A 22533-nucleotide genomic window follows, 5' to 3' on the forward strand; every position below is an offset into this window, starting at 1 on the left:
GGAAAATAAATTGGCTATATTTCAGTAATGCCTCAATTTTATCTTCCCGGACCATGGGAATCCCAAAAGCCCACCCTCCTCACCTCTGAGGTTTGCCACCATTTACGGGTTCGGCGCGTTCAGGTTGGCGAGTCGTTTCCCATATTTGATGGAAAAGGGCAAATCGCTAAGGCAGAGCTCCTTTCCTTAAGTGGAAAAAGCGGTTTAGCCCAACTGAGCGATATCCGCACTGATACCCACCGTGAGGCCCCATATGCAATTACTTTGGCCCAAGGCTTGGCAGGCGGTGACAAAATGGATTGGATTGTTGAAAAAGCCATAGAAACAGGTGCCCAAATCATCGTGCCATTACAGTGTGAACGCTCCATTCTCAAACTGACCCGCTCAAGTGACCAGGATCGCGCCCAAAAGCGTTTAACCCATTGGAATGGGATTATTCAAGCTGCTTGCGAGCAATGCGATAGAACAGTATTGGCGCACATTGAGCCTATCCAAAATTTTGCAACTTACCTCAAAGTAAGTTCAAAGCCTGCACTCAAACTTCTACTGAGTCCCGATGCCAGCAAAAGCATGTACTCCGTCTTAATAGAAAATACACCTCAAGATATTGTTCTCATGATCGGACCAGAGGGTGGTCACTCACCAGAAGAGGAAGCGCAAGCTCAAGCCGCGGGGTACCAAATTGTTTCTTTAGGAGAGCGCGTATTGCGCACTGAAACCGCAGGCCTTGTAGCCATTACAGCGGTACACAGCATTTGGAATCCTGAAATGCAAAATCGCCTCAAATAGAGGCGATTCATTGGTTTGCGGTCTTTTAGCGATTAAGCAAAAGAGTAGAAAACCCGATATGGTGTGCGACGCTCAGCCCAATAATCTACGGCATCGCGGAAGACATCTAACAGAGTCTCGCGTGCTTCTTTATCAAACTTTTGAGTACAAGGTAAACCTTCGAGCACCACTACAAATCCGGGCTGTTGACCAGCCTTATCTGTAGTTGTGGTCAACGCATCCAATAAAGGATCAAAGTTTTTTGCTTGTTGCTTGGTAAAGGTGTAAGCAATGGCGATTGCTTCAAGAACCTCACCCTTAGTCATTGCATTGACGCAATTGGCATAAATGAAATGTTGACCGAGCTCTGTAGCGGCTTCCTGTAAATCTGGTGTACGGAAAGCACGAATAGATTGCACGATATTAGTGCGCACACTGCGCAACATGGCCGGCGGTCCGGCATCACGAACGGCCAAAGCGGCACGCCAAGAAGCTGTCACTTTTTTCCCCGAAACTTGATTTGCTGCATAGGTTTGTAAACGAGATAAACCGCCTTGGGCATAAATATTGGCAGCAGACGATTCGGTCTCGAGTCGATCATTGCTATCCCAACTTTCAGCGCGGCTATGTTCTTCGAAGCTTGCTAGATTGGTATTTTCAGAGCGATTATTCATGATGGGTAGTAGGTTACCCTTAACACGTCATCAAATCAAGCCCAAATACAGTGCTTTTTATATAAGTTATTGATTAATATAGGATTAATTTATGTAAGTAATTGCTTACTTACATAAATGATGAGCGCTCAGGAGATGCCTCTTGCGTTACTAGCAGCCTCAACCACAGCCAAAGTAGTCACATTCACAATCCTACGAACCGTCGCTGCTGGCGTCAAAATATGAATTGGTTTAGCAACCCCCAGCAACAGAGGACCGATAGCAATGCCATTACCTGCAGCTGTTTTTAACAAGTTGTAAGAAATGTTGGCGGCGTCAATATTTGGCAGAACTAATAAGTTGGCATCGCCTTTTAATGGCGATGAAGTGACTGTGCCAGCGCGAATGGTTTCATCTAAAGCGCTATCCCCATGCATCTCACCATCAACCTCTAAGGTGGGATCTGCCTTTTGAATTAAAGCCAAGACTTCGCGCATTTTGATTGCAGATGGCGCATTACTAGATCCAAAGTTTGAGTGTGAGAGTAATGCCACTTTAGGAATTAAACCTAACTTACGCATTTCGCTAGCGGCCATCAAAGTCAATTCTGCCAATTCTTCGGCAGTTGGATCTAGATTGATATGCGTATCTACCAAGAACACTTGGCGACCTGGAAGAATTAATCCAGACATTGCTCCATAGACGTTTGCACCTGGCTCACGACCAACTACTTCATCAACATACTTCAGATGAGTAGCTGCATTACCAATCGTTCCACAAATCATGCCGTCAGCCATTCCCTTAGCAATCATCATGGAGCCAATTAAAGTATGACGGCGGCGCATTTCTAATTTAGCAAATGACTCTGTCACTCCCTTACGCTCAGTCAAACCAAGATAGGTTTGCCAGAAGTCACGAAAGCGTGAATCACGCTCTGGATTCACAATCTCAAAATCATCGCCCGTCTTCATCCGCAAGCCGAACTTCTCAATACGATGTTCAATCACCTCGGGGCGACCAATCAGAATTGGGGTAGCTAAGTGCTCGTCGATGATAATTTGTACGGCACGCAATACACGCTCATCCTCACCTTCGGCAAAGACAATGCGTTTTTGATTTGCTGGAACTCTCTTCGCAATACTAAAGAGCGGTTTCATCAAAGTACCGGAGTGATACACAAATTGTTGTAGCTGATTGCGATACGCATCAAAATCTTTAATCGGACGTAAAGCAACGCCGTCATCCATTGCAGCCTTAGCCACAGCGGGAGCGATGACGGTAATTAAGCGCGGATCAAATGGTTTTGGAATCAAATACTCAGGACCAAAAGAAAGGTTCTCAATTCCGTAAACCGATGCCACTACTTCGCTTTGCTCAGCTTGGGCAAGCTCTGCAACGGCTTTTACGGCCGCTACTTCCATACCGCGAGTAATGGTGGTTGCGCCAACATCGAGTGCGCCACGGAAAATAAATGGGAAGCACAAAACGTTATTGACTTGATTTGGATAGTCAGTACGGCCCGTTGCCATCACCGCATCGGGACGAACTGCTTTTACTTCTTCAGGCAAGATTTCTGGGGTTGGATTTGCTAAGGCGTAAATCAATGGCTTGTCGGCCATCTTCTTCACCATGTCTTGCTTCAATACACCACCAGCAGATAGACCTAAGAAAATATCTGCGCCAGCAATCACTTGATCGAGAGTACGCAAATCAGTCTCTTGGCAGAAAGGCTCCTTCTCAGGATCCATTAATTCTTTACGGTCTTTGTAAGCAACACCAGCAAGGTCAGTTACCCAGATATTTTTACGAGGAATGCCAAGGTCCACCAACAGGTCTAAGCAAGCCAATGCAGCTGCGCCAGCACCAGAGGTAACTAACTTCACATTGCTAACGTCTTTTCCAACCACCTTCAAACCATTGATAATTGCGGCTGCAACTACAATCGCAGTGCCGTGCTGATCATCATGAAAGACTGGAATCTTCATACGAGCTTGCAGCTTGCGCTCGACAATAAAGCAATCTGGAGCTTTGATATCTTCTAAATTGATGCCACCAAAAGTAGGCTCAAGTGCCGCAATAATTTCGACTAATTTTTCTGGATCATTTTCATTGACTTCGATATCGAAAACATCAATGCCAGCAAATTTCTTAAAGAGAACGGCTTTACCTTCCATCACTGGCTTACTTGCCAATGGTCCGATATTTCCCAAACCTAAAACAGCAGTACCGTTTGTAATCACGCCAACCAAATTTCCACGGGCGGTGTACTTAAAAGCATTAGCTGGGTCCTTCACAATTTCTTCGCAAGGGGCTGCGACGCCAGGAGTATAGGCAAGCGCTAAATCGCGTTGATTAGTCAGTTGCTTAGTTGGAGCAATCTCGATCTTTCCAGGAACTGGAAACTCGTGGTACTGAAGGGCAGCTTCTCTTAAAGCTGCAATTTGTTGCTCTTTACTATTTTCTATGCTCATCAACTAACTCGCTTACTCGTTTTGTCTAATGCTTATTAAGGCTTTAATTCTATTCCTCTCTCGCATTGCACTGCCAAGGGTCATAAAATGAGGTATGCATTCTCAATCCGGCCCAATCGGCGAATTCGATCTCATTGAACGTTTTTTTAAAACGGGTAGTGCCTCAAACGCTTCAAATACGACCCTCAGTTTGGGCATTGGGGATGATTGCGCACTCATCAAACCCCTGCCAGGCGAAGAAATTGCTATTACCAGCGATATGTTGGTTTCGGGTAGACATTTTTTTGCCGATGCTGACCCTGAGAAATTAGGTGGCAAAGCCTTAGCAGTCAATCTTTCTGACCTTGCCGCAATGGGTGCTAAGCCACTGGGGTTTACATTGGCCATTGCCTTGCCTGAGGTTGATACAAAATGGTTGGAAGCATTCTCTAAGGGCTTATTTGCGGTTGCCAATCAATTTTCTTGCCCCCTCATCGGTGGCGACACTACTGCTGGCCCCCTCACCATTTCGATTACTGCATTTGGCAGCATTCCTACTGGAAAAGCCATTCTTAGATCAGGGGCAAAGATTGAGGATGAGATTTGGGTTTCAGGCACTGTTGGCGATGCAAGACTCACTCTTGCTGCACTGCGTCATGAAATCACGCTCTCGGAAAGCGACTTAAAAGCAATTGACCATCGCATGCATCAACCCACACCCAGAGTTGGGCTTGGTATGGCACTGAGGGAAGTGGCAAGTGCCGCCTTAGATGTATCGGATGGCTTGCTTGGTGATCTAAAGCACATCCTGAAACAATCACAGCTTGATGCAGAAATTATTTTGGAGCAACTTCCCACATCAGCAACATTGCAAAAACAAAGTAAAGCAATTCAAAATCAATTTGCTGCCAGCGGTGGCGATGATTACGAACTTTGCTTTACTGCACCTAGTAGCAAACGTGATGTGATTCTCAATATCAGCAAAGAACTCAAACTTCCCCTCACATGTATTGGCCGCATTACGTCCATGAAAAATAGTAGTACCCAGATTTGCATCCAGGGCACTGATGGTAAGTTACTTAGTGATGCGGATACCGCTGCACTACTCCGCTCTTTTGACCACTTTGCAAAATGACTGATCAGAATCCATCCTTTGTGAAGCCCAGTTTCAAGTGGATGTTCCAGAGCCCAAGTCGTACCCTAGCCTTTGGCTTTGGAAGCGGTCTAAGCCCGGTAGCGCCTGGCACTGCAGGCACTCTCTGGGCCTGGGCAAGCTTTTTGATTGCTGAGCATTTCCTCGCCACAGAACATTTTCTATGGATCACTGGTGGCGGTATTTTGTTGGGCTGTTGGATCTGTGGCCATGTCAGTGAAGAGTTAGGTAAGAAAGATTTTGGCGGCATTGTTTGGGATGAAATGATGGCTTTTTGGTTGGTGCTGTTATTCATCACACCGACCAGTATTTGGATGCAGATCCTTGCGTTCGCTCTCTTTAGATATTTCGATGCTGCTAAACCGGGTCCTATCGGCATGATTGATCGCCACTTTAAAACGCTCGAGAATACCGATACCCCTTCACACTTCCTGCAACTCCTGTGGCGTGGGTTTGGCATCATGGTGGATGATCTTGCGGCAGCTTTCTTCACACTCTTGGTGATTACTCTCTTGCAAGTAGTCAGCACTCAAATGGGTTGGATTTAAATATGCATTCACTCGATACCGTCCAAACCTTGGCAGAAATTTTGCGCTCGAGAAATTGGAAAATGACGGTTGCAGAGTCCTGTACTGGGGGCTTGGTCTGCGCCACTCTCACTGAATTAGCGGGCTCAAGCGAATGGTTTGAGCGGGGCTACATCACTTACAGCAACCAAGCCAAAGAAGAATCCTTGGGAGTGCCAGCAGAGCTTATTCAAAGCTTTGGAGCAGTGAGCGAGGAAGTTGCTAAAGCGATGGCTAAAGGCGCTCAGCTGAATGCAGATGTCAATGCCGCCATCTCAATTACCGGTATTGCAGGTCCCAGCGGTGGCTCAGCAGGCAAACCTGTGGGAACAGTATGCTTTGGCTGGTCAATTCAAAATGAAGCTGGTGAAAATAGAGTGCTCGCAAAAACGATGCACTTTGCTGGAGACCGCCAAGCGATTCGAGAACAATCTTGCAATTACGTACTGAGCGAATTGGCAAAGCTACTCGAGAATTAAATTACTTCATCCAGCCTTTGCTATGGAAGTAGCCCAGCGGAATAATCGCTGAAATAATCATCAAACCGATTGCCATTGGATATCCCCAAGTCGCATCCAATTCAGGCATGTGCTTGTAGTTCATACCCCAAATACTCGCCAGCAAAGTAGGCGGCATTAAAGCGACGGAGACCACCGAGAAGATCTTGATAATTTTAGATTGATTCAAATTAATAAAACCGACTGTCGCATCCATCAAGAAGTTGATCTTGTCGAATAGGAATGCTGTATGGTTTTCAAGTGAGTCAATATCACGCAAAATTTGGCGCGCTTCCTCTTGTTGCTCATCCGATAGTAACTTGCTGCGCATTAAGAAAGACAGGGCTCTGCGGGTATCCATCACGTTACGACGAATGCGTCCGTTGGTATCCTCTTCCTTTGCAATCGTCTCTAAAACCTCTGCAGCATCGGCATCATTAATGCTATCAGACAGCACTCGCTTACCTGCTTGCTCAAGGTTTTCATAAACCTCTTCTAAAGCGTCGGCTGAATACTCGGCATCCGTGGAGTAGAGGTCAAGCAAGACATCTTTTGCATTGCTGACTGAGCCGGGGCGCAAACGCGCACGCAAACGGACTAAGCGGAATACTGGTAAATCTTCATCATGAATCGAGAACAGCACTTGCTTAGTCAGCACAAACGCCACACGCACGTTGCGAGAAGTCTCTTCTTCATCCAATAAAAAATCGGTGCGGATATGGAGATGACCGTCATCCGCTTCAAAATAACGAGCAGAGGCTTCTAAGTCGCCCAAGTCATCTAACTCAGGCAAAAGCACACCAAAAGCCTCTTTAATCCAAACGAGCTCTTCTTCCTCTGGATCAACTACGTCAATCCAGATAGGATTAGCGTATTGCAATAATTCATTGCGATCTTCCACTTGCTCTTGAGAGAGGCGGCCATTTTGCAGGACGAACAAGTTGATCATGGTGAACTCCTAAGGAATGTGCGCTAGTTTATCCTATAGATCATGACTGTTTCACTAAAATAAGCTAAATCCAATGAACCCTCGCTCAAATACCTTTCACCAGCAACTCCAGTCTGCATGGGCTTCCCAAGGCAGCATGCTGTGTGTTGGTTTTGACCCAGACCCCAAGCGCTTACCCCCATCCCTGCAAGGAAAACCTGAGGGGATCTTTGAGTTCTGTCGCGATATCGCTGATGCCACCGCAGATTTGGTCAGCGCCTTTAAGCCTCAGTTTGCCTACTTTGCCTCACAACGCGCTGAAGTCCAACTAGAAAAACTGGTACGTCACCTCAAAGACAAATACCCCCATATCCCTGTCATCCTCGATTCCAAGCGTGGTGATATTGGCAGTACCGCAGACCACTACGCTCTTGAGGCCTTTGAACGCTATGGTGCGGATGCCATCACCGTCAATCCCTATATGGGCTTTGACACGATTGAGCCCTATCTAAAACATGCTGGTAAAGGTGTCATTGTCCTGTGTCGCACTTCTAATCCAGGTGGCTCAGATTTACAGTTCTTAAATGTTTCCCCAAATGGGGAGCCTTTGTATCTGCATGTAGCCAAACTTGCAGCCACTCAATGGAATCGCTCGGGTCAAATTGGTCTTGTTGTGGGCGCAACCTTCCCAGAAGAGATCGCAAAGGTACGAGCAATTGTTGGGGAGATACCTTTACTCATCCCCGGCATCGGAGCCCAAGGTGGAGATATTGAAGCCACCGTTAAAGCGGGCAGTATTTCAGGGAAACCTGGAACAGGCATGATCATTAATTCTTCAAGAGCTATTCTGTATGCAAGCTCTGGAAATGATTTTGCGCAGGCTGCACGAAACGTAGCACAGTCCACGCGTGATGCGTTAAGAGCGGCTACTTAGCAGTCTTAGACGAACTCTTGGGCTGAGCTATCGGCGCTAAAGCGACACGCCCCATATTCTCCAAAATAAATTCTTGTCTGGTTGGAAAGTGGATCCTGGCCTTGCGGCAATATTGCTCTTTATCAAAACACTTGGGTGCTGGCAAAGCGGAAGCTAGAGCCGCAGCCTGATCTAGATCTAGTCCTGCTGGCGTAGTTGCGTAATAGTGCTCAGAAGCAGCCCCAATACCAAAAATGCCTTCACCCCACTCTACTGAATTAAGGTAGATCTCAAACAATCTCTGCTTAGACAGCGTAAGCTCTAAGAGTCCGGTAATGATGAGCTCTTGCCCTTTACGAAAATAATTTTGCTCGGAAGATAAGAATAAATTTTTTGCAAGCTGCTGAGTAATGGTTGACCCACCACGCAGCACGGTTTTAGATTTAGCCCCCGTCTGAGGTTTTTGCTGATTTTGCTGTTGATTTTTTTGCCATGCTTTTTGCATGTCTTCAACACGAACCCCTTTGTGTTGAAAAAAGATGTCGTCTTCGCTAACCAAAACCGCACGTTTGAGATTGTTTGAAATCTTATCGTAAGGCGTCCACTTTGATTGTACGGAACAAGTCCAATGCCAGGAACACAAGCGCCAGCGCTCCGCTCTCTGAAAGGCTGTGCTGCTGGGATCTACACTAATCCATAGGCCGATCTGAACGGCAAAATATACCTGCATGGCTATGAAACCAGCCAAGAGACATTTGACTAGGTAAGCAATCCAGCGCATGAGTGAGAAATTAACTGCAAGTAAATTTGATCAACTGCGCAACTTAGCGAGCACTGCTCGCGAATCAATTTGTGTTGCTAGATCGGTTCCCCGCCATAACAAGAATGCATCTGCAGCTTGCTCCACCAACATACCAAGGCCATCGCTAATGCGTGCCCCACGCTGTAAAGCTTGCTTCATAAAGGCCGTTGTTTTACCGTAGACCATGTCGTAAGCAAATGAGCTTGGCGTAAAGATGTTTGCTACCGCGGCAATGCTCAAAGGAGACTCATCTGCTAGTCCTGCAGCAGTTGCATTAATCACCAGGTCAAATGGATAGGGTGTTTTTTCAGAACTCTCTAATTGAGCTAATGTGCGAGCTTCCAAGGCAACCTCTTTTGAAGCAGCTACGTTGGCAAATAATTTGATCAATTCATCAGCCTTTATGCTTGAGCGATTAGCAATCACTAAGCATTTAGGTGAATGCTCCAATAAGGGCCCGATCACTCCACGTGCTGCTCCACCAGCACCTAAAAGCAAAATACGCGACTCATGGACGGCGATACCCTGCGCCAATAGGTCGCGCACCAAGCCAGCGCCATCAGTATTGTCACCATAAATCTTGCCATCCTGAATCCATAGCGTATTGACTGCACCAGCCAACTGGGCTCGACTAGTTAATTGATCAGCAAAAGCTTGGGCATATAACTTAAATGGCACGGTGACATTCATACCCTTACCGCCAGCAGAAAAGAATGTTTTAGCAGCTTGAGCAAAACCATCTAGCTCCGGCTGTAAACGGCCATAGTGCATAGCTTGTTTAGCTTGCTCTGCAAAGCGCTGGTGAATGGCGGGCGACTGACTATGGCCTATTGGATTGCCCGCTACCGCATAGACATCTAGACCCGGGTGAAGACTTGGATCGGTATGCAAATCAACGGAAGCGTTTGAACTCATGATGGCTACAGAATAAGCGAATTTGCGATTTTAAGAATAAGGAGTGCTGCACTAACGTTTGAGTTCCAGAAGATCATTCCCATCGCGAGTAAAGTCAAAGGTGGAGATCCAATCGAGCACATCAATTTGATTACGCATTTCTGAAGGGAATGGGCCAAATGGGGCTGATGCACGAACAATGGCTAGGGCCTGTCGATCCAATTCAGGATTACCTGAGCTTCGCCCTATTGACACCCCATCTTTACCTTGCGCATTGGTAGTAATTCGGCCTTGAGAATCGATACTCACAACGATAATCAAGCTGCCGTATAGCGGTCGACCATTGGCACGCGGAAAAAATGTACTACCGTAAGCCTCAATCTTTTGGCGCATACCATCAAAGTAATGGGCAAAAGTCACTGCCCTAGTATTAGCGCCGGTGAGCACCTTACGGCGAGGCTCACGTCCATCCGCTTGCAACTGCTTCGCCAACTCTGCCTCTAGAGAATTCAGTTGGGGGGCAATCTTTTGCTCATCCCCACTTTTCCGTCCACCAGATTTAGCTCGCTGCTCGTCTAACTTGGCCAGCATCTGTTTTTGCTGTTTCTCTAAAACCTCAAGACGTGCCTCCGCTCCCAGTCTGGCTCGATGTAGTGCTGTGGCATCTTGATTTTCAGACTTACCTCCGCCCTGAAGATCTGCCTGGGCCAATTTGTTCACCTGCTTTGGGGGCGTCTTGTTACTGGCATTCACGAGGACAACACTCAAAGGCGTATTCAGTCGGCGATTTTGAATTTCACCAATACCCCAACGAAACGATAGAAACAGTGCATGAATAATGAGTGATACGCATAGTGCGAGTCGAAAAGGATAGCGTCGCCAGGTATTCTGAAAAAAGATCACAGCTCGGTTGAATTTTTCTGAGCGAGGAATCTGAACAGGATTAATCTGGGCTGGCATCTTCTTCTGCATCCTCGGGCAATGCATCGGTCAATTCTTCTACAGTCTTTACTTCTGGCTCTGCTTTGGCTTCAATCTCTAGTACTCTCACGGCGGCACTCAATTGCAACAAGTCGACATCAGCTACCGCGACTTCTGCACGAGTCATGCGGGGGTGACTTGCCAACTCTGGGATAGGTAAGTGTAGAGGTACTAGTTCTACCCTAGACATCCCCTCTTTTAAGTGACGTACATAAACGTTTTTGGAATCTCCATCCTGCGCAATCCAACGCAAGCACCAATACTTTTCTAGGCGATCTTGAAATTCGCCATAAGCTTGATAACAAGATTCAAAGTCTGCAGCGATTCCCATCAGAGTCGCATCTCGTGGTGGAAATGGTGCCATCATCTTCGCAGTCACCCCATGTTTTGCTAAGGCGATTAACTGCCACTGATTGACGAGATCGGAGTAGCGACGTAGCGGTGAGGTGCACCATGCGTAGTAGTCAAGCCCCAAGCCTTCATGAGGCCCCGGGGTAGTTTGCATACGAGTACGCAATGGTCCCCAACCCTTTTGGGTTCGGAACAAACCCGGCAAACCATGATCCGCTAGCAATTTACCAGATGCGCTATTGCAAAAGATCATCCACTCTGCAACGATCGTATCGAGAATAGAACCACGCTGACGCGGAATAATTTCTACACGTTGAACTCCATCCACATCTTGAATTTGAAAATGAAAATCTCTTGCCAAAGCATTGGGATCAATCACACCCAACTGTTCAGCACGTAGACCATTGAGGATTCTTTTTTCTTGTCGACCAGCATGCAAGAGTTTTGCGGCACGCCACAAGATAGCTAACTCTTTTCGATAGGGATAGCTAACGCCTTCATCTAACAAACTCTCTTCGCTCACCAAATGCTCCACATCTTCTAGACGAAGATTAGCAGTCATCGGCACCATCTCTGCCCGCATTTGCAGGGTATCTCGGTTTACTATTCCATCCGCATCAAGATCTACATAGATGGATAGCGCGGGTCTAGGAGCACCCGCATCCAGGGAGAATTGCTCAATGACCGAATCAGGCAACATCGTAATTTTGTTGCCCGGAAAATAAACGGTAGACATACGATTGCGAGCCACTTGGTCCAATGGATCATCTTTACTAATCGCCAAACCTGGTGCTGCAATATGAATACCGATGCGATGACTACCCTCTACAAGTTCTGTTACCGAAAGCGCATCATCAATCTCAGTAGTTCCTGAGTCATCAATCGAGAAAGCATTTACTTCGGCCAAAGGCAGTTCTGCAATCGCCGCATCATAGGCTGCTTGATCAACTCCGATATTGACATGATGAGCAGCGCCATTTGGAAAATGGGCTTTCAAGAACATTCCCTGGTGATAGGCTAATGGAGATTCAATTGCAGCACAACGAATCATCAACTGCGCCGGGGATTCACCTGTTTCTGTGCATGCGGCTATGAGGGCCTTATAAGCTGAAGAATTCTTATCTGGGGAGAACAGTAGTTGCTTAGCTGAAGACTTCAAGGTGTCAGGGAATATGCCTGCGACTAAATCTTGTTGCCAAACAGATTGTTGCTCTAACTCTTTTTGCTTGCGCTCCAGTGCAGCTAAGCCTGCTTGCAATTGCTCAAGGGGCGCTCTTTGAAAGCGCCCTCGCCCTTTGCGACGGAAAAATACTGGAGCATCTTGTAAGGCAATCGCTAATGCTACTTGCTGAGGGATCGTTGCTTGCGAGCCAAAATATTCAAGAGAAACATCTACCAGACCAAACTCTTCTTCAGGCGCGCAATCCCAGAGCAATTGCAAGTCAATATCCTTAGATAAAACGAGCGCTTCATCCATCGCAGCTTGTGCCTCGGGCTTTTCAAAGCGCAACCAAACCTCTTTCGCCTTGAGTTTGATCTTCTTGCCAGAAAGACTGGTCGCCTGCCAGGATTCAGCATCGCCTGTTCCTGTTGCAGACTGTACGGTAGCAATTTTGATATCGCCACCCTCTTCATATAAGAGATTCATGCTTAGAGGGAAATCCCACCGCTAGCTTCTAATGCAACTCCATTAACGTAACTCGCTTCATCGCTGGCAAGGAATAGATATACGTTGGCCATTTCTTCAGGCGTGCCCAAGCGACCTAGCCAACTGCGACGCTCAATATCTTGCAGAATATTTTCTGGCATGGCTTTAACCATTTCTGTCGCAATAAATCCAGGACAAACTGCATTGACTCGAATGCCTTTAGGACCAAGCTCACGAGCCCAAGTCTTGGTAAAGCCAATCACACCAAACTTTGTCGCTGAATAATTAGTTTGACCAAAGTTCCCATACAAACCGACTACGCTAGAAGCATTCACAATCGCGCCAGTACCAGCTTCCAGCATGTGTGGCACTACCAATTGGGTGCAGTTGAATACGCCCTTGAGGTTGACATCAATCACGGTATCAAATTGCGCCTCAGTCATCTTGATCAAACGTGCATCTTGCGTAATACCAGCGTTATTAATCAAAATATCAATGCGGCCATGTTTTTGGATGACTTGATCAACTACCGCCTGAATGCTGGCACGATCAGTCACATCCATTGCATAGGCCTCAGCATGAGGAATTTGGGCTGCAGCACTCTTTACTGCCGCAAGATTAATATCAGCAACGATCACTCTTGCACCCGCTTCTGCAAAGCGCTGGGCCGTTGCAAATCCAATCCCTTTTGCTGCGCCTGTGACAATGGCGACCTTATCTTCTAATCGATTGCCCATATTTTGCTTTCAGTATTTATTTATTAGGTTGCGGTAAGTTACATTAAACAGATATGGCTTCTAATATTTTTTGATGCACTCCACCAAAGCCGCCATTACTCATCACTAGAATGTGATCGCCTGGTTTAGCTTCTTTGGCAACTGCATTCACTAATGCACTAAGGTCATCGAAGGCATGGGCTTTACCAGCCTCTTTTGTATTTAGTGGGGCTAGGGCTTCTGCCAAATCCCAGCCCAAAGATTCCTTGCCACTAGTGGCTCCATAAGCAAAGACCTTATCAGCCTGCTGCAAGCTATCAGGTAGTTGCGCCTTCATTACACCCAGTTTCATCGTATTCGAGCGTGGCTCCAATACCGCCAAGATGCACGCCTTACCCACTCGACGACGTAAACCATCAACCGTGGTGGTGATCGCCGTTGGATGATGCGCAAAGTCGTCATACACCGTAATGTCGTTTGCCACACCAATCGTTTCAAGACGACGCTTCACGTTTTTAAATGCCGCCAAGGCGCGTGCAGAATCTGCTGGTGAAATACCAATGTGATTGGCAGATGCAATTGCAGCAAGTGCGTTGAGTTGATTGTGTCTGCCCATCACACCCGAATCAGGAGCCCATTGCACGGTGGCCACCTCTTTACCTAGCTGACGCACAATAAAGCCATCACTCTCTTGTGAAATCAATGACCACTGGTTAGCGGCATCCTGTCCAAAACGCTCTACCGGCGACCAAGCACCACGGGTGACAACCCGCTCTAGCGCAGGTTCCTCGCCATTGACCACCAATAAGCCATCACTGGGCACTGTGCGTACTAAGTGATGAAACTGAGTTTCGATAGCAACAAGATCCGCAAAAATATCTGCATGATCAAACTCTAAGTTATTTAATAAAGCAGTGCGTGGTCTGTAATGGACAAACTTACTGCGCTTATCGAAAAAGGCAGTGTCATATTCATCGGCCTCTATTACAAAATATTGACTTTCACCCAAGCGTGCAGATACTGTGAAATTCAGTGGCACTCCACCAATTAAATATCCAGGCTTGTAGCCATTAAATTCCAGAATCCAAGTAAGCATGGCTGATGTAGTCGTCTTGCCATGCGTGCCGGCTACCGCTAAAACATGTCGGCCATATAAAACTTGTTCCCCTAGCCATTGAGGTCCAGAGATATAGGGCAGCCCTTGATTCAGAATGGCTTCCATTAAGGGATTGCCACGAGAAACGACATTGCCAATCACAAATAAATCGGGCATGGTCTCAAACTGCAATAATTGATCTGGCGAGAACCCCTCAATGAGCTCAATACCTTGAGCTTCAAGCTGTGTGCTCATTGGTGGATACACGTTGGCATCACAACCCGTTACACGATGTCCGGCTTGCCGAGCGATTGCGGCAATGCCGCCCATAAAGGTACCGCAAATGCCCAAGATATGAATATGCATTAGCGAATTTTAGCGAAGGAGTTGTAATGAATCGAAGACAGTGGATCATGATTGGCGGAATTAGTCTTCTGGCGCTCCTTGCTGGAGTCTTTTCATCTCAGTGGATTTCGCAAACAGGCTTGGCGAACGACCCATCTATTAAAGCTTTCTTTGGCAACCCTTGGCAAACACCCGATGGTAAATCGGCAAACTCTGAAAATTGGCGAGGAAAAGTACTCGTTGTGAACTTTTGGGCCTCCTGGTGCCCCCCATGCGTAGAAGAAATGCCTGCTTTAGACAAAATTGCCCAAGAATATGCCGCTAAAAATGTGTTAATTGTCGGTATCGGTATTGATTCACCATCCAACATACGCGAATTTCTTGAAAAAACCCCAGTTTCTTATCCCATTGTGATTGGTGGATTAGAGGGCAGCAATCTCTCCAAACAAATGGGCAATACCCAAGGTGCCCTACCCTTTACAGTCATCATCAATTCAAAAGGTAAGTCTATTTATAGTAAATTAGGGAAGATAAGCGAAGAAGAGCTCAAAAAAGTCATTAATTCAGAGTTATAAAGATTTTTAAAGACTTTTAACCCTAAGAATTCTATTGAAAATTGCTTAAATATTAAGCAATTACACCCATCATTTTTATATTTACCCTGAAAAGCAGTAAAAAATTTGCTTCCTAAAGGCATTTTTGGGCATTTTCAAGACCCCAGAGGGTATACTCGCATCCTTAGCAGGTAATGCATCAAGTTGCTCTACTTACAGATTAGTGGCCTAAAGCCAAATTAAACCATTGACATCTAACTGCCTCTAAAAATAGGGATCTATGTCTAAAAAAGCATCAATTCTGGTTATTCAAGGCCCCAACCTCAATCTATTGGGAACCCGTGAGCCTGAGGTTTATGGGAAAACTACCCTAGAAGATATCCACCAAAAGCTCGGAGATCTCGCAAAAGCCGAGTCTGTCGATTTAAGTACCTACCAAAGTAATCATGAAGGCGAGTTAATTGACCGCATTCAGAAGGCTAAACAAGATTGCGTGGATTTCATCATCATTAATCCTGGTGCATTTACTCATACCAGCGTTGCCTTGCGTGACGTTTTAGCTGGTGTAGCCATTCCGTTTACCGAGGTGCATCTATCAAACATTCACCAAAGAGAAGAGTTCCGCAAACACTCTTATCTATCAGATATCGCTACCGGTGTGATTTGTGGACTTGGAGCTATTGGCTACGAATTAGCCCTGCAAGCTGCGATCGCCCGCATACAAAAATAAGCTAATTAAAGAATTTCAAGAGAGGACTCACTCATATGGATCTAAGAAAACTCAAAACCTTGATCGACTTAGTTTCTGAATCAGGTATTTCCGAATTAGAGGTCAACGAAGGTGAAGACCGTGTTCGTATTGTGAATGCTGGTACTGCAGTTCCTACTGGACACGTGGTTTATACCAATCCTGCTCAGACACACACGATGCAAGCAGCGCCTGCTGCTGCAGCTCCCGCATCACCCGTACTAGATGCGCCTGCAGCTGAAGCCGGATTTATTGCACGCTCACCCATGGTGGGCACTTTCTATCGCGCCCCAAATCCAGAATCGCCTAACTTCGTCAACGTTGGTGACACTGTTAAGGTTGGTCAAACACTGTGCATCATTGAAGCGATGAAATTGCTTAACGAAATCGAATCAGAACAAGCGGGGGTCATTAAAGAAATTCTTTGTGAGAATGGTCAGGGCGTCGAGTTTGATCAGCCCTTATTTGTCATTGCTTAATTTCTCTGCCTTTCTTTCCAATCTTTATTACCTAACTCAGAGCCTACATGTTCGATAAGATTCTGATTGCCAATCGGGGAGAAATTGCTCTCCGTATCCAACGCGCATGCCGCGAGTTGGGAATTAAAACGGTGGTGGTGTATTCCACTGCAGATAAAGAAGCCAAGTATGTGAAGCTTGCTGATGAGGCGGTCTGCATTGGGCCTGCGCCTTCGCCACTAAGTTATCTCAATATGCCTGCGATCATTTCTGCAGCAGAGGTGACTGATGCCGAAGCGATTCACCCTGGATATGGCTTCCTCTCTGAAAATGCCGATTTTGCAGAGCGTGTTGAAAAATCTGGTTTTGCCTTTATTGGTCCCACTGCTGCCTCAATTCGCTTGATGGGCGACAAAGTTTCGGCTAAGCGCGCCATGATTAAAGCCGGTGTACCCTGCGTACCTGGTTCTGAAGGTGCGTTACCAGATGATCCAAAAGAAATTATTGCTACCGCTAAAAAAGTGGGTTACCCAGTCATCATTAAGGCTGCTGGTGGAGGTGGTGGACGCGGTATGCGTGTTGTCCATACTGAAGCTGCGCTAATCAATGCTGTCAATATGACTCGCGAGGAAGCTGGGCGCGCATTCGGTAATCCAGAAGTCTATATGGAGAAGTTTTTAGAAAAACCTCGCCATGTTGAAATTCAAATTCTGGCCGATACCCATGGCAATGCTATTTGGTTAGGTGAACGTGATTGCTCAATGCAACGTCGCCATCAAAAAGTGATTGAAGAAGCACCAGCTCCTGGCATTGACCGTCGCTTGATTGCCAAAATTGGTGAGCGTTGTGCTGAAGCTTGTAGAAAAATTGGCTATCGTGGTGCCGGAACTTTTGAGTTCCTCTATGAAAACGGTGAATTTTTCTTTATTGAGATGAATACTCGCGTTCAGGTTGAACATCCAGTCACAGAAATGATCACTGGTGTAGATATCGTTCAAGAACAAATTCGAATTGCCGCTGGTCTCAAATTGGCTTATCGCCAAAAAGATATTGTGTTCCGCGGCCATGCAATTGAATGCCGTCTGAATGCAGAAGACCCATTCAAGTTCACGCCGAGCCCAGGAAAAATTGGTTCATTCCATATGCCTGGCGGTCCTGGTATTCGCGTAGATTCTCATGCCTATAGTGGCTATGTAGTCCCCTCAAATTACGATTCCATGATTGGTAAGTTAATTTCTTACGGCAATACTCGCGAGCAAGCGATTCGCCGCATGCAAATTGCCTTGTCTGAGATGGTGATTGATGGGATTACTACTAATGTTCCGCTTCACCGCGAACTGATGCTAGATCCCAACTTCATGGAAGGTGGCACCAGCATTCACTACTTAGAGCATCGCTTAGAAGAGCAAGCTGCAAGTCGCGGTAAATCCTAATTCACTCCAAATTCATGCGAGCACTCCATGTCTTATCGTGAACTGGTATTCACGGTAGCCGCTGAAACTGCCGAGCCCTTAGGCGATGCCTTACTCGAACTAGGAGCACTCTCTGTCACTGTAGAAGATGAAGCCGCAGGGGGGAACGATGAGAACCCTCTTTACGGAGAGCCCGGTCTTTCGCCCAAAGTCCAAGCATGGGATAGATCTGCCGTTACCGCTCTTTTTAACCCTGAGATTGATCACTCAGACAGAGCAGAATTCATTCCCGAACTGCTCGCCACTCTAAATGAAGCAGGCTTTGCATTAGCCCCGCCCCAAGAAAAAACCGTTGAAGAGCAAGATTGGGTCCGACTGACACAAAGCCAATTTACACCGATCCAAATTGGAAAACGTATCTGGGTTGTACCCTCATGGCATGAAGCTCCAACTGATCCTAACGCAATTTGTTTAGCAGTAGATCCTGGACTTGCCTTCGGAACTGGTAGCCACCCTACAACACACCTGTGCTTACTTTGGCTTGAGGAGTACTCCAATTTAAAGAACCAGAGTTTGCTTGATTATGGTTGTGGATCTGGGATTTTGGCGATTGCGGCTGCAAAACTGGGTTGCAATCCAGTCGTTGGTACGGACATAGATCCCCAATCCATGATTGCGGCGCGCAGTAATGCAGAAATTAACAATACGGTTATTCGCTTTGTTTTACCAACCGAAGACGCACCAGAGCTAGCGGCAGAAACGAAATACGATATCGTGATGGCCAACATCTTGGCCAATCCCTTGCAAGTGCTTGCCCCCGCTCTAGCCAATAAAATGCGTGCTGGCGGACATATCATTTTGTCTGGCGTGCTGGCGCGACAAGCGGATGAGGTAATTGCGACCTATAGTCAATGGCTCAAACTTGCCATTTGGAAGGAAAGTGAAGGCTGGGTATGCTTACATGGAATCCTCGAGCAAGACAAACAAAGTACTGAACCCATTCCCGATGCTGTAGCCGCTCTTGCAGCGCCTAGTCAAAAAAAAAGTCTTAAGCGAATCCTTTTAGCTTGCTTTTTGACTTTGCTCCTCATTTTTGGCGAGCATTTATCTAGGAATTCTCTGCTACCTTTACTAGCGCCAAGAGTAGATGGCTCATCAAATTCATTTTCAGTTGGTGCATTTTCGATATTGCAGCAGATTGATGAGAAATTGTGTAGCGCACTGAAATGCTTTAATCGCCCTGTAAGCGATTTTGCTGCATGGAAAATAACTTCTGCCGCACTAACCCCAGAAAACGCAGGAGAGGGCCTTAAAAACGCCCTAAATCAATCAATATTACAAATTGAAATACAAAATCGACTGGCAATTCCAATTTTGTTGCCAAATTTAGAAATTTCTCTCACTGATGCAGAAGAATCTGAGTTGAAATCAATTCGGTTCAGCCCAAATGAATGGTTACCACTATCTTGGCAAGAATCTCATCCTGATTTTTTGAAAATTGGTGCACCTGCTGGAGAAATGATTCAAGCAGAACTGCCGATTATCCTGCCGCCGACTACTGCTGGGTATCGAGTACGTATTCTTTATCCTGAATAATCTCCTTTTATTCATTTTTTATTACCTTACCCATTACAGAAAGTAATTTATGGCTAGCTTGATCTGCGGCTCTATCGCTTACGACACCATCATGAACTTTGAAGGCAAATTTGCCGATCAAATTCTCCCTGAGCAGATCCACATCTTGAATGTGGCCTTCTTAGTACCAACCATGCGCCGAGAATTTGGTGGCTGTGCAGGCAATATTGCCTACAACCTCAGCCTTTTGGGAGGAGATCCCATCATCATGGCAACTGTTGGTGGCGATGCAGCGCCCTATATGAGCCGCTTAAAGCAACTGAATATTGATGCGAGCCATATTCGCCAAATTGAAAATGCATTTACGGCACAAGCAATGATCACTACTGATCAAGCCAATAACCAAATCACGGCATTCCATCCAGGCGCGATGGACGAGTCGCACCTTAATCTAGTTTCTGCAGTGATCACTGAAAGAAGCAAAAACTCCAAAGGGGCAGCTAAATTTGGCATCGTTGCGCCTGATGGTCGCCAAGGAATGTGGGAACACTGCCATCAATTAGTAGAAGCCAATATTCCGTTTGTCTTCGATCCTGGTCAAGGATTGCCAATGTTTAACGGGCCAGAGCTCTTAGAGCTAGTTGATATTGCCAGCTATTTGGCTGTTAACGACTATGAAGGCGAAATGCTTTCGCAGCGAACTGGCTTGAGCGTGCCAAAGGTTGCTGAGCGTGTCAAAGCACTGATCGTGACCAAGGGTGCAGAAGGTGCTGATATTTATACCGAAGGCAAATGTATCTCGATTCCTCCAGTACCGGCAGGAAAAGTAGTCGACCCCACTGGATGCGGCGACGCATTTCGTGGCGGACTCTTGTTTGGTCTTGAGAATGAAATGGATTGGGAAACCACTGGTCGCTTGGCCAGCCTAATGGGTTCGATCAAGATTATCCATCAAGGACCACAAAATCATCAACTCAGCAAAGCAGAGATCGCAGACCAATTTAAAGCAGCATTTGGCTTTAGCTTTTAACCTTGATTCAAAATAATCAAAGCCTATACTCAATAAAAAAGGGGTCTCGTGAGAGACCCCTTCTAATAACACCCGTCTGATTAAGGACGTGTGCCAGTTGGGAAGGGCCAAGCAGCAGCAGGATTCAACGCACTAGTCGCTGGTGCAGCTTTCTTAGCCACGGGCTTTTTTACAGCAGAGCCCGCTTTCTTCGCAGCAGGCTTACTTACTTTTTTTTTGCTACGCGCTTTTTTGCAGCTGGACGCTTCTTAGCAGCTGGCTTCTTCTTTGCGGCAGCTTTTTTAGCAGCTGGACGCTTTTTAGCGGCTGGCTTCTTTTTAGCGGCTGGACGCTTTTTAGCGGCTGGCTTCTTTTTAGCGACTTTTTTAGCAGCTGGTTTCTTAGCAGCTACTTTTTTCTTAGCAGCTGGTTTCTTTGCAGCAGGTTTTTTCTTGGCGATTGCCATAGTCATACTCCTTCACGTGAGGATTAGTTCAAACTACCGATTAAGAAGACCCGACCACTCATTTCCGCCTGGTTTTGCAACCTTTTGGAATTGGCGAGCGAGCCATTCATCGGCGCGCGGCTTGATGCTAAGTGCTGCACGCTAATGAATCCTGGAAAAAAAGCCGTGGCCCCAAGGGACAACGGCTTCTTAAATGTGCTGGAAAAAATGGAGAGAATAGCTCTGGCACCCTTGAGTAAGGGTTTGCGGATTTGAGTCTGTTTCTGCTGACTTCTTAAACTATCCAACCGTCTAATCTCCTATTTAGCCAGTTGTGCGCTTACTTACTGCCAACTACTCCCAACTCAGCGCACCACCGGTTTGATACTCAATAACGCGTGTCTCAAAAAAGTTTCGTTCTTTTTTCAGATCAATCATTTCTGACATCCATGGAAATGGATTCTCTTCATTTGGGAACATCGCGTCAAGTCCTATTTGCAAACATCTGCGATTACAAATGTATCTTAGGTACCCTTTGAACATCGGAGCGTTCAATCCGAGCACTCCACGAGGCATCGTATCTTCGGCATAACGGTACTCTAATTCGACTGCTTTTTCGAAGATGGATTTGATCTCGTCTTTGAACGCGGAAGTCCATAACTGCGGGTTCTCCAGCTTGATTTGGTTAATCAAATCAATACCAAAATTGCAGTGCATAGACTCATCACGAAGGATGTATTGATACTGCTCAGCAGCACCCGTCATTTTGTTTTGACGACCCATTGCAAGTATTTGCGTAAAACCAACATAAAAGAACAAACCTTCCATTACGCAAGCAAAAACAATGAGTGATCGGAGTAACTTTTGATCGTTTTCTAATGTGCCAGTCTTAAAATTTGGATCAGTTAAGACATCAATAAACGGAATTAAGAACTCATCTTTAGCGCGAATCGAGTCAATCTCGTGATACGCGTTGAAGATTTCGGACTGATCTAAACCTAAAGATTCCACAATATATTGGTATGCATGGGTATGAATTGCTTCTTCAAAAGCCTGGCGCAATAAGTATTGGCGGCATTCTGGAGCAGTAATGTGGCGATACGTACCCAAAACAATATTATTAGCCGCTAAAGAATCGGCAGTTGTAAAGAAACCCAGATTGCGCTTAATAATGCGACGCTCATCTTCTGTCAGGCCATTCGGATCTTTCCAGAGCGCGATATCGCGGTTCATATTGATCTCTTGTGGCATCCAGTGATTTGCACAACCAGCCAAATATTTCTCCCAAGCCCATTTGTACTTAAATGGCACCAGCTGATTAACGTCAGTCTTAGCATTAATCACACGCTTATCAGCAGCATTAACACGCAAGGCTGCACCACCAGCCAATGAGACGGCTGGTGCAGGCGTACTTACCTGAGGCGCTGCCATTGCTACTTGATCAGGCTGTGGGCGTTGTGGCTCCACTGCAACCGGCTGCGGTGCAAGACCAGCTTTCGCTAGTGCTGGAGCAACTTCCTCTTCCCAATTCAACATAACTTTCTCCTAAATTCTTCTATTTCTGACCAATA

22 protein-coding genes and 1 pseudogene are annotated in these 22533 nt (G+C 46.2%); 12 read left to right on the forward strand and 11 right to left on the reverse strand.

The annotated features are described in order from the left end of the window. Window positions 1-27: 27 nt before the first annotated feature. Window positions 28-789 carry a 16S rRNA (uracil(1498)-N(3))-methyltransferase gene (locus tag VC178_RS01935; protein WP_323481444.1) on the forward strand — a complete coding sequence of 254 codons (762 nt, stop codon included), beginning with the start codon at window positions 28-30 and terminating at the stop codon, window positions 787-789. Between the two features lie 32 nt (window positions 790-821). On the opposite strand, the gene VC178_RS01940 is transcribed toward VC178_RS01935, so the two are convergent. Both VC178_RS01940 and VC178_RS01945 read right to left on the reverse strand, forming a co-directional pair. Continuing rightward, window positions 822-1442 (reverse strand): barstar family protein, encoded by a 621-nt coding sequence (locus tag VC178_RS01940; protein ID WP_216126383.1) that lies wholly within the window; start codon window positions 1440-1442, stop codon window positions 822-824. Between the two features lie 128 nt (window positions 1443-1570). Then, window positions 1571-3892: an NADP-dependent malic enzyme gene (locus VC178_RS01945; protein ID WP_323481445.1), complete on the reverse strand. Its 2322-nt coding sequence runs from the start codon at window positions 3890-3892 to the stop codon at window positions 1571-1573. Window positions 3893-3986: 94 nt separating this feature from the next. Between VC178_RS01945 and thiL the strand changes: the two genes are divergently transcribed. The 3 genes from thiL to VC178_RS01960 are packed head-to-tail and all read left to right on the forward strand — an operon-like array spanning window position 3987 to window position 6069. Next, window positions 3987-5006, forward strand: a complete 1020-nt coding sequence (gene thiL / locus VC178_RS01950; RefSeq protein ID WP_323481446.1) for a thiamine-phosphate kinase — start codon at window positions 3987-3989, stop codon at window positions 5004-5006. Beyond that, on the forward strand, window positions 5003-5572 hold the full coding sequence (locus VC178_RS01955) for a phosphatidylglycerophosphatase A (RefSeq protein ID WP_323481447.1): 570 nt from the start codon (window positions 5003-5005) through the stop codon (window positions 5570-5572). The genes thiL and VC178_RS01955 overlap by 4 nt, the downstream gene beginning before the upstream one ends. 2 nt (window positions 5573-5574) lie before the next feature. Beyond that, window positions 5575-6069 carry a CinA family protein gene (locus VC178_RS01960; RefSeq protein ID WP_323481448.1) on the forward strand — a complete coding sequence of 165 codons (495 nt, stop codon included), beginning with the start codon at window positions 5575-5577 and terminating at the stop codon, window positions 6067-6069. 1 nt (window position 6070) lies between these two features. On the opposite strand, the gene corA is transcribed toward VC178_RS01960, so the two are convergent. After that, window positions 6071-7036, reverse strand: a complete 966-nt coding sequence (gene corA / locus VC178_RS01965) for a magnesium/cobalt transporter CorA (protein WP_215296244.1) — start codon at window positions 7034-7036, stop codon at window positions 6071-6073. Between the two features lie 73 nt (window positions 7037-7109). On the opposite strand from corA, the gene pyrF reads away from it, so the two are divergent. Continuing rightward, window positions 7110-7949 carry an orotidine-5'-phosphate decarboxylase gene (gene pyrF / locus VC178_RS01970; RefSeq protein WP_323481449.1) on the forward strand — a complete coding sequence of 280 codons (840 nt, stop codon included), beginning with the start codon at window positions 7110-7112 and terminating at the stop codon, window positions 7947-7949. Here the strand turns inward: pyrF and mtgA are convergent. The 6 genes from mtgA to mpl are packed head-to-tail and all read right to left on the reverse strand — an operon-like array spanning window position 7942 to window position 14782. Continuing rightward, window positions 7942-8709: a monofunctional biosynthetic peptidoglycan transglycosylase gene (gene mtgA, locus VC178_RS01975; protein WP_323481450.1), complete on the reverse strand. Its 768-nt coding sequence runs from the start codon at window positions 8707-8709 to the stop codon at window positions 7942-7944. The genes pyrF and mtgA overlap by 8 nt on opposite strands. Before the next feature lie 30 nt (window positions 8710-8739). Beyond that, window positions 8740-9645 carry a shikimate dehydrogenase gene (gene aroE, locus VC178_RS01980; RefSeq protein ID WP_323481451.1) on the reverse strand — a complete coding sequence of 302 codons (906 nt, stop codon included), beginning with the start codon at window positions 9643-9645 and terminating at the stop codon, window positions 8740-8742. 51 nt (window positions 9646-9696) lie between these two features. Next, a complete protein-coding gene (locus VC178_RS01985) occupies window positions 9697-10584 on the reverse strand; it encodes a TonB family protein (RefSeq protein WP_323481452.1) in 888 nt (295 codons plus the stop codon). Beyond that, entirely contained in the window at window positions 10568-12604 is a 2037-nt protein-coding gene (locus tag VC178_RS01990; RefSeq protein ID WP_323481453.1) for a ribonuclease catalytic domain-containing protein, read from the reverse strand. The genes VC178_RS01985 and VC178_RS01990 overlap by 17 nt, the downstream gene beginning before the upstream one ends. A gap of 2 nt (window positions 12605-12606) precedes the next feature. Continuing rightward, the gene (gene fabG / locus VC178_RS01995; protein WP_216177276.1) at window positions 12607-13341 is read right to left on the reverse strand and encodes a 3-oxoacyl-ACP reductase FabG; all 735 of its coding nucleotides are present in this window, start codon (window positions 13339-13341) and stop codon (window positions 12607-12609) included. A gap of 43 nt (window positions 13342-13384) precedes the next feature. After that, entirely contained in the window at window positions 13385-14782 is a 1398-nt protein-coding gene (mpl, locus tag VC178_RS02000; RefSeq protein ID WP_323481454.1) for a UDP-N-acetylmuramate:L-alanyl-gamma-D-glutamyl-meso-diaminopimelate ligase, read from the reverse strand. Between the two features lie 26 nt (window positions 14783-14808). On the opposite strand from mpl, the gene VC178_RS02005 reads away from it, so the two are divergent. From VC178_RS02005 to VC178_RS02035, 7 genes and pseudogenes are all read left to right on the forward strand, one after another. Further along, window positions 14809-15336, forward strand: a complete 528-nt coding sequence (locus VC178_RS02005; protein WP_323481455.1) for a TlpA disulfide reductase family protein — start codon at window positions 14809-14811, stop codon at window positions 15334-15336. Between the two features lie 259 nt (window positions 15337-15595). Further along, complete coding sequence (gene aroQ, locus VC178_RS02010) at window positions 15596-16045, forward strand: type II 3-dehydroquinate dehydratase (protein ID WP_323481456.1); 450 nt, start codon at window positions 15596-15598, stop codon at window positions 16043-16045. Window positions 16046-16080: 35 nt separating this feature from the next. Further along, a complete protein-coding gene (accB, locus tag VC178_RS02015; protein ID WP_216177267.1) occupies window positions 16081-16542 on the forward strand; it encodes an acetyl-CoA carboxylase biotin carboxyl carrier protein in 462 nt (153 codons plus the stop codon). A 47-nt stretch (window positions 16543-16589) separates the two neighbouring features. After that, window positions 16590-17954 carry an acetyl-CoA carboxylase biotin carboxylase subunit gene (accC, locus tag VC178_RS02020; RefSeq protein WP_215296233.1) on the forward strand — a complete coding sequence of 455 codons (1365 nt, stop codon included), beginning with the start codon at window positions 16590-16592 and terminating at the stop codon, window positions 17952-17954. Window positions 17955-17981: 27 nt separating this feature from the next. Continuing rightward, window positions 17982-18899 (forward strand): annotated as a pseudogene (gene prmA / locus VC178_RS02025) (50S ribosomal protein L11 methyltransferase); the annotation flags it as partial. 114 nt (window positions 18900-19013) lie between these two features. After that, on the forward strand, window positions 19014-19529 hold the full coding sequence (locus VC178_RS02030) for a DUF3426 domain-containing protein (RefSeq protein WP_323481581.1): 516 nt from the start codon (window positions 19014-19016) through the stop codon (window positions 19527-19529). Between the two features lie 49 nt (window positions 19530-19578). Further along, entirely contained in the window at window positions 19579-20538 is a 960-nt protein-coding gene (locus VC178_RS02035) for a carbohydrate kinase family protein (RefSeq protein WP_323481457.1), read from the forward strand. A 205-nt stretch (window positions 20539-20743) separates the two neighbouring features. On the opposite strand, the gene VC178_RS02040 is transcribed toward VC178_RS02035, so the two are convergent. Both VC178_RS02040 and VC178_RS02045 read right to left on the reverse strand, forming a co-directional pair. After that, window positions 20744-20983 carry a hypothetical protein gene (locus tag VC178_RS02040; RefSeq protein ID WP_251370122.1) on the reverse strand — a complete coding sequence of 80 codons (240 nt, stop codon included), beginning with the start codon at window positions 20981-20983 and terminating at the stop codon, window positions 20744-20746. Between the two features lie 333 nt (window positions 20984-21316). Then, window positions 21317-22498: a ribonucleotide-diphosphate reductase subunit beta gene (locus VC178_RS02045; protein WP_215296230.1), complete on the reverse strand. Its 1182-nt coding sequence runs from the start codon at window positions 22496-22498 to the stop codon at window positions 21317-21319. Between the last annotated feature and the right edge of the window lie 35 nt (window positions 22499-22533).

Origin of the sequence: Polynucleobacter sp. AP-Sanab-80-C2, from assembly GCF_035012965.1 — a bacterium.
GTDB lineage: Bacteria > Pseudomonadota > Gammaproteobacteria > Burkholderiales > Burkholderiaceae > Polynucleobacter.

Excerpts from the sequence above, each read along its gene's own strand:
- VC178_RS01985 (WP_323481452.1), bottom strand. The coding sequence starts at position 10,584 with ATGCCAGCCCAGATTAATCCTGTTCAGATTCCTCGCTCAGAAAAATTC.
- fabG (WP_216177276.1), bottom strand. The coding sequence starts at position 13,341 with ATGGGCAATCGATTAGAAGATAAGGTCGCCATTGTCACAGGCGCAGCA.
- corA (WP_215296244.1), bottom strand. The coding sequence starts at position 7,036 with ATGATCAACTTGTTCGTCCTGCAAAATGGCCGCCTCTCTCAAGAGCAA.
- mtgA (WP_323481450.1), bottom strand. The coding sequence starts at position 8,709 with ATGCGCTGGATTGCTTACCTAGTCAAATGTCTCTTGGCTGGTTTCATA.
- aroE (WP_323481451.1), bottom strand. The coding sequence starts at position 9,645 with ATGAGTTCAAACGCTTCCGTTGATTTGCATACCGATCCAAGTCTTCAC.
- VC178_RS01990 (WP_323481453.1), bottom strand. The coding sequence starts at position 12,604 with ATGAATCTCTTATATGAAGAGGGTGGCGATATCAAAATTGCTACCGTA.
- thiL (WP_323481446.1), top strand. The coding sequence starts at position 3,987 with ATGCATTCTCAATCCGGCCCAATCGGCGAATTCGATCTCATTGAACGT.
- VC178_RS02035 (WP_323481457.1), top strand. The coding sequence starts at position 19,579 with ATGGCTAGCTTGATCTGCGGCTCTATCGCTTACGACACCATCATGAAC.
- VC178_RS01960 (WP_323481448.1), top strand. The coding sequence starts at position 5,575 with ATGCATTCACTCGATACCGTCCAAACCTTGGCAGAAATTTTGCGCTCG.
- VC178_RS02040 (WP_251370122.1), bottom strand. The coding sequence starts at position 20,983 with ATGGCAATCGCCAAGAAAAAACCTGCTGCAAAGAAACCAGCTGCTAAG.
- mpl (WP_323481454.1), bottom strand. The coding sequence starts at position 14,782 with ATGCATATTCATATCTTGGGCATTTGCGGTACCTTTATGGGCGGCATT.
- VC178_RS01945 (WP_323481445.1), bottom strand. The coding sequence starts at position 3,892 with ATGAGCATAGAAAATAGTAAAGAGCAACAAATTGCAGCTTTAAGAGAA.
- aroQ (WP_323481456.1), top strand. The coding sequence starts at position 15,596 with ATGTCTAAAAAAGCATCAATTCTGGTTATTCAAGGCCCCAACCTCAAT.
- VC178_RS02045 (WP_215296230.1), bottom strand. The coding sequence starts at position 22,498 with ATGTTGAATTGGGAAGAGGAAGTTGCTCCAGCACTAGCGAAAGCTGGT.
- VC178_RS02005 (WP_323481455.1), top strand. The coding sequence starts at position 14,809 with ATGAATCGAAGACAGTGGATCATGATTGGCGGAATTAGTCTTCTGGCG.
- accB (WP_216177267.1), top strand. The coding sequence starts at position 16,081 with ATGGATCTAAGAAAACTCAAAACCTTGATCGACTTAGTTTCTGAATCA.
- VC178_RS01940 (WP_216126383.1), bottom strand. The coding sequence starts at position 1,442 with ATGAATAATCGCTCTGAAAATACCAATCTAGCAAGCTTCGAAGAACAT.
- VC178_RS01935 (WP_323481444.1), top strand. The coding sequence starts at position 28 with ATGCCTCAATTTTATCTTCCCGGACCATGGGAATCCCAAAAGCCCACC.
- VC178_RS01955 (WP_323481447.1), top strand. The coding sequence starts at position 5,003 with ATGACTGATCAGAATCCATCCTTTGTGAAGCCCAGTTTCAAGTGGATG.
- accC (WP_215296233.1), top strand. The coding sequence starts at position 16,590 with ATGTTCGATAAGATTCTGATTGCCAATCGGGGAGAAATTGCTCTCCGT.
- pyrF (WP_323481449.1), top strand. The coding sequence starts at position 7,110 with ATGAACCCTCGCTCAAATACCTTTCACCAGCAACTCCAGTCTGCATGG.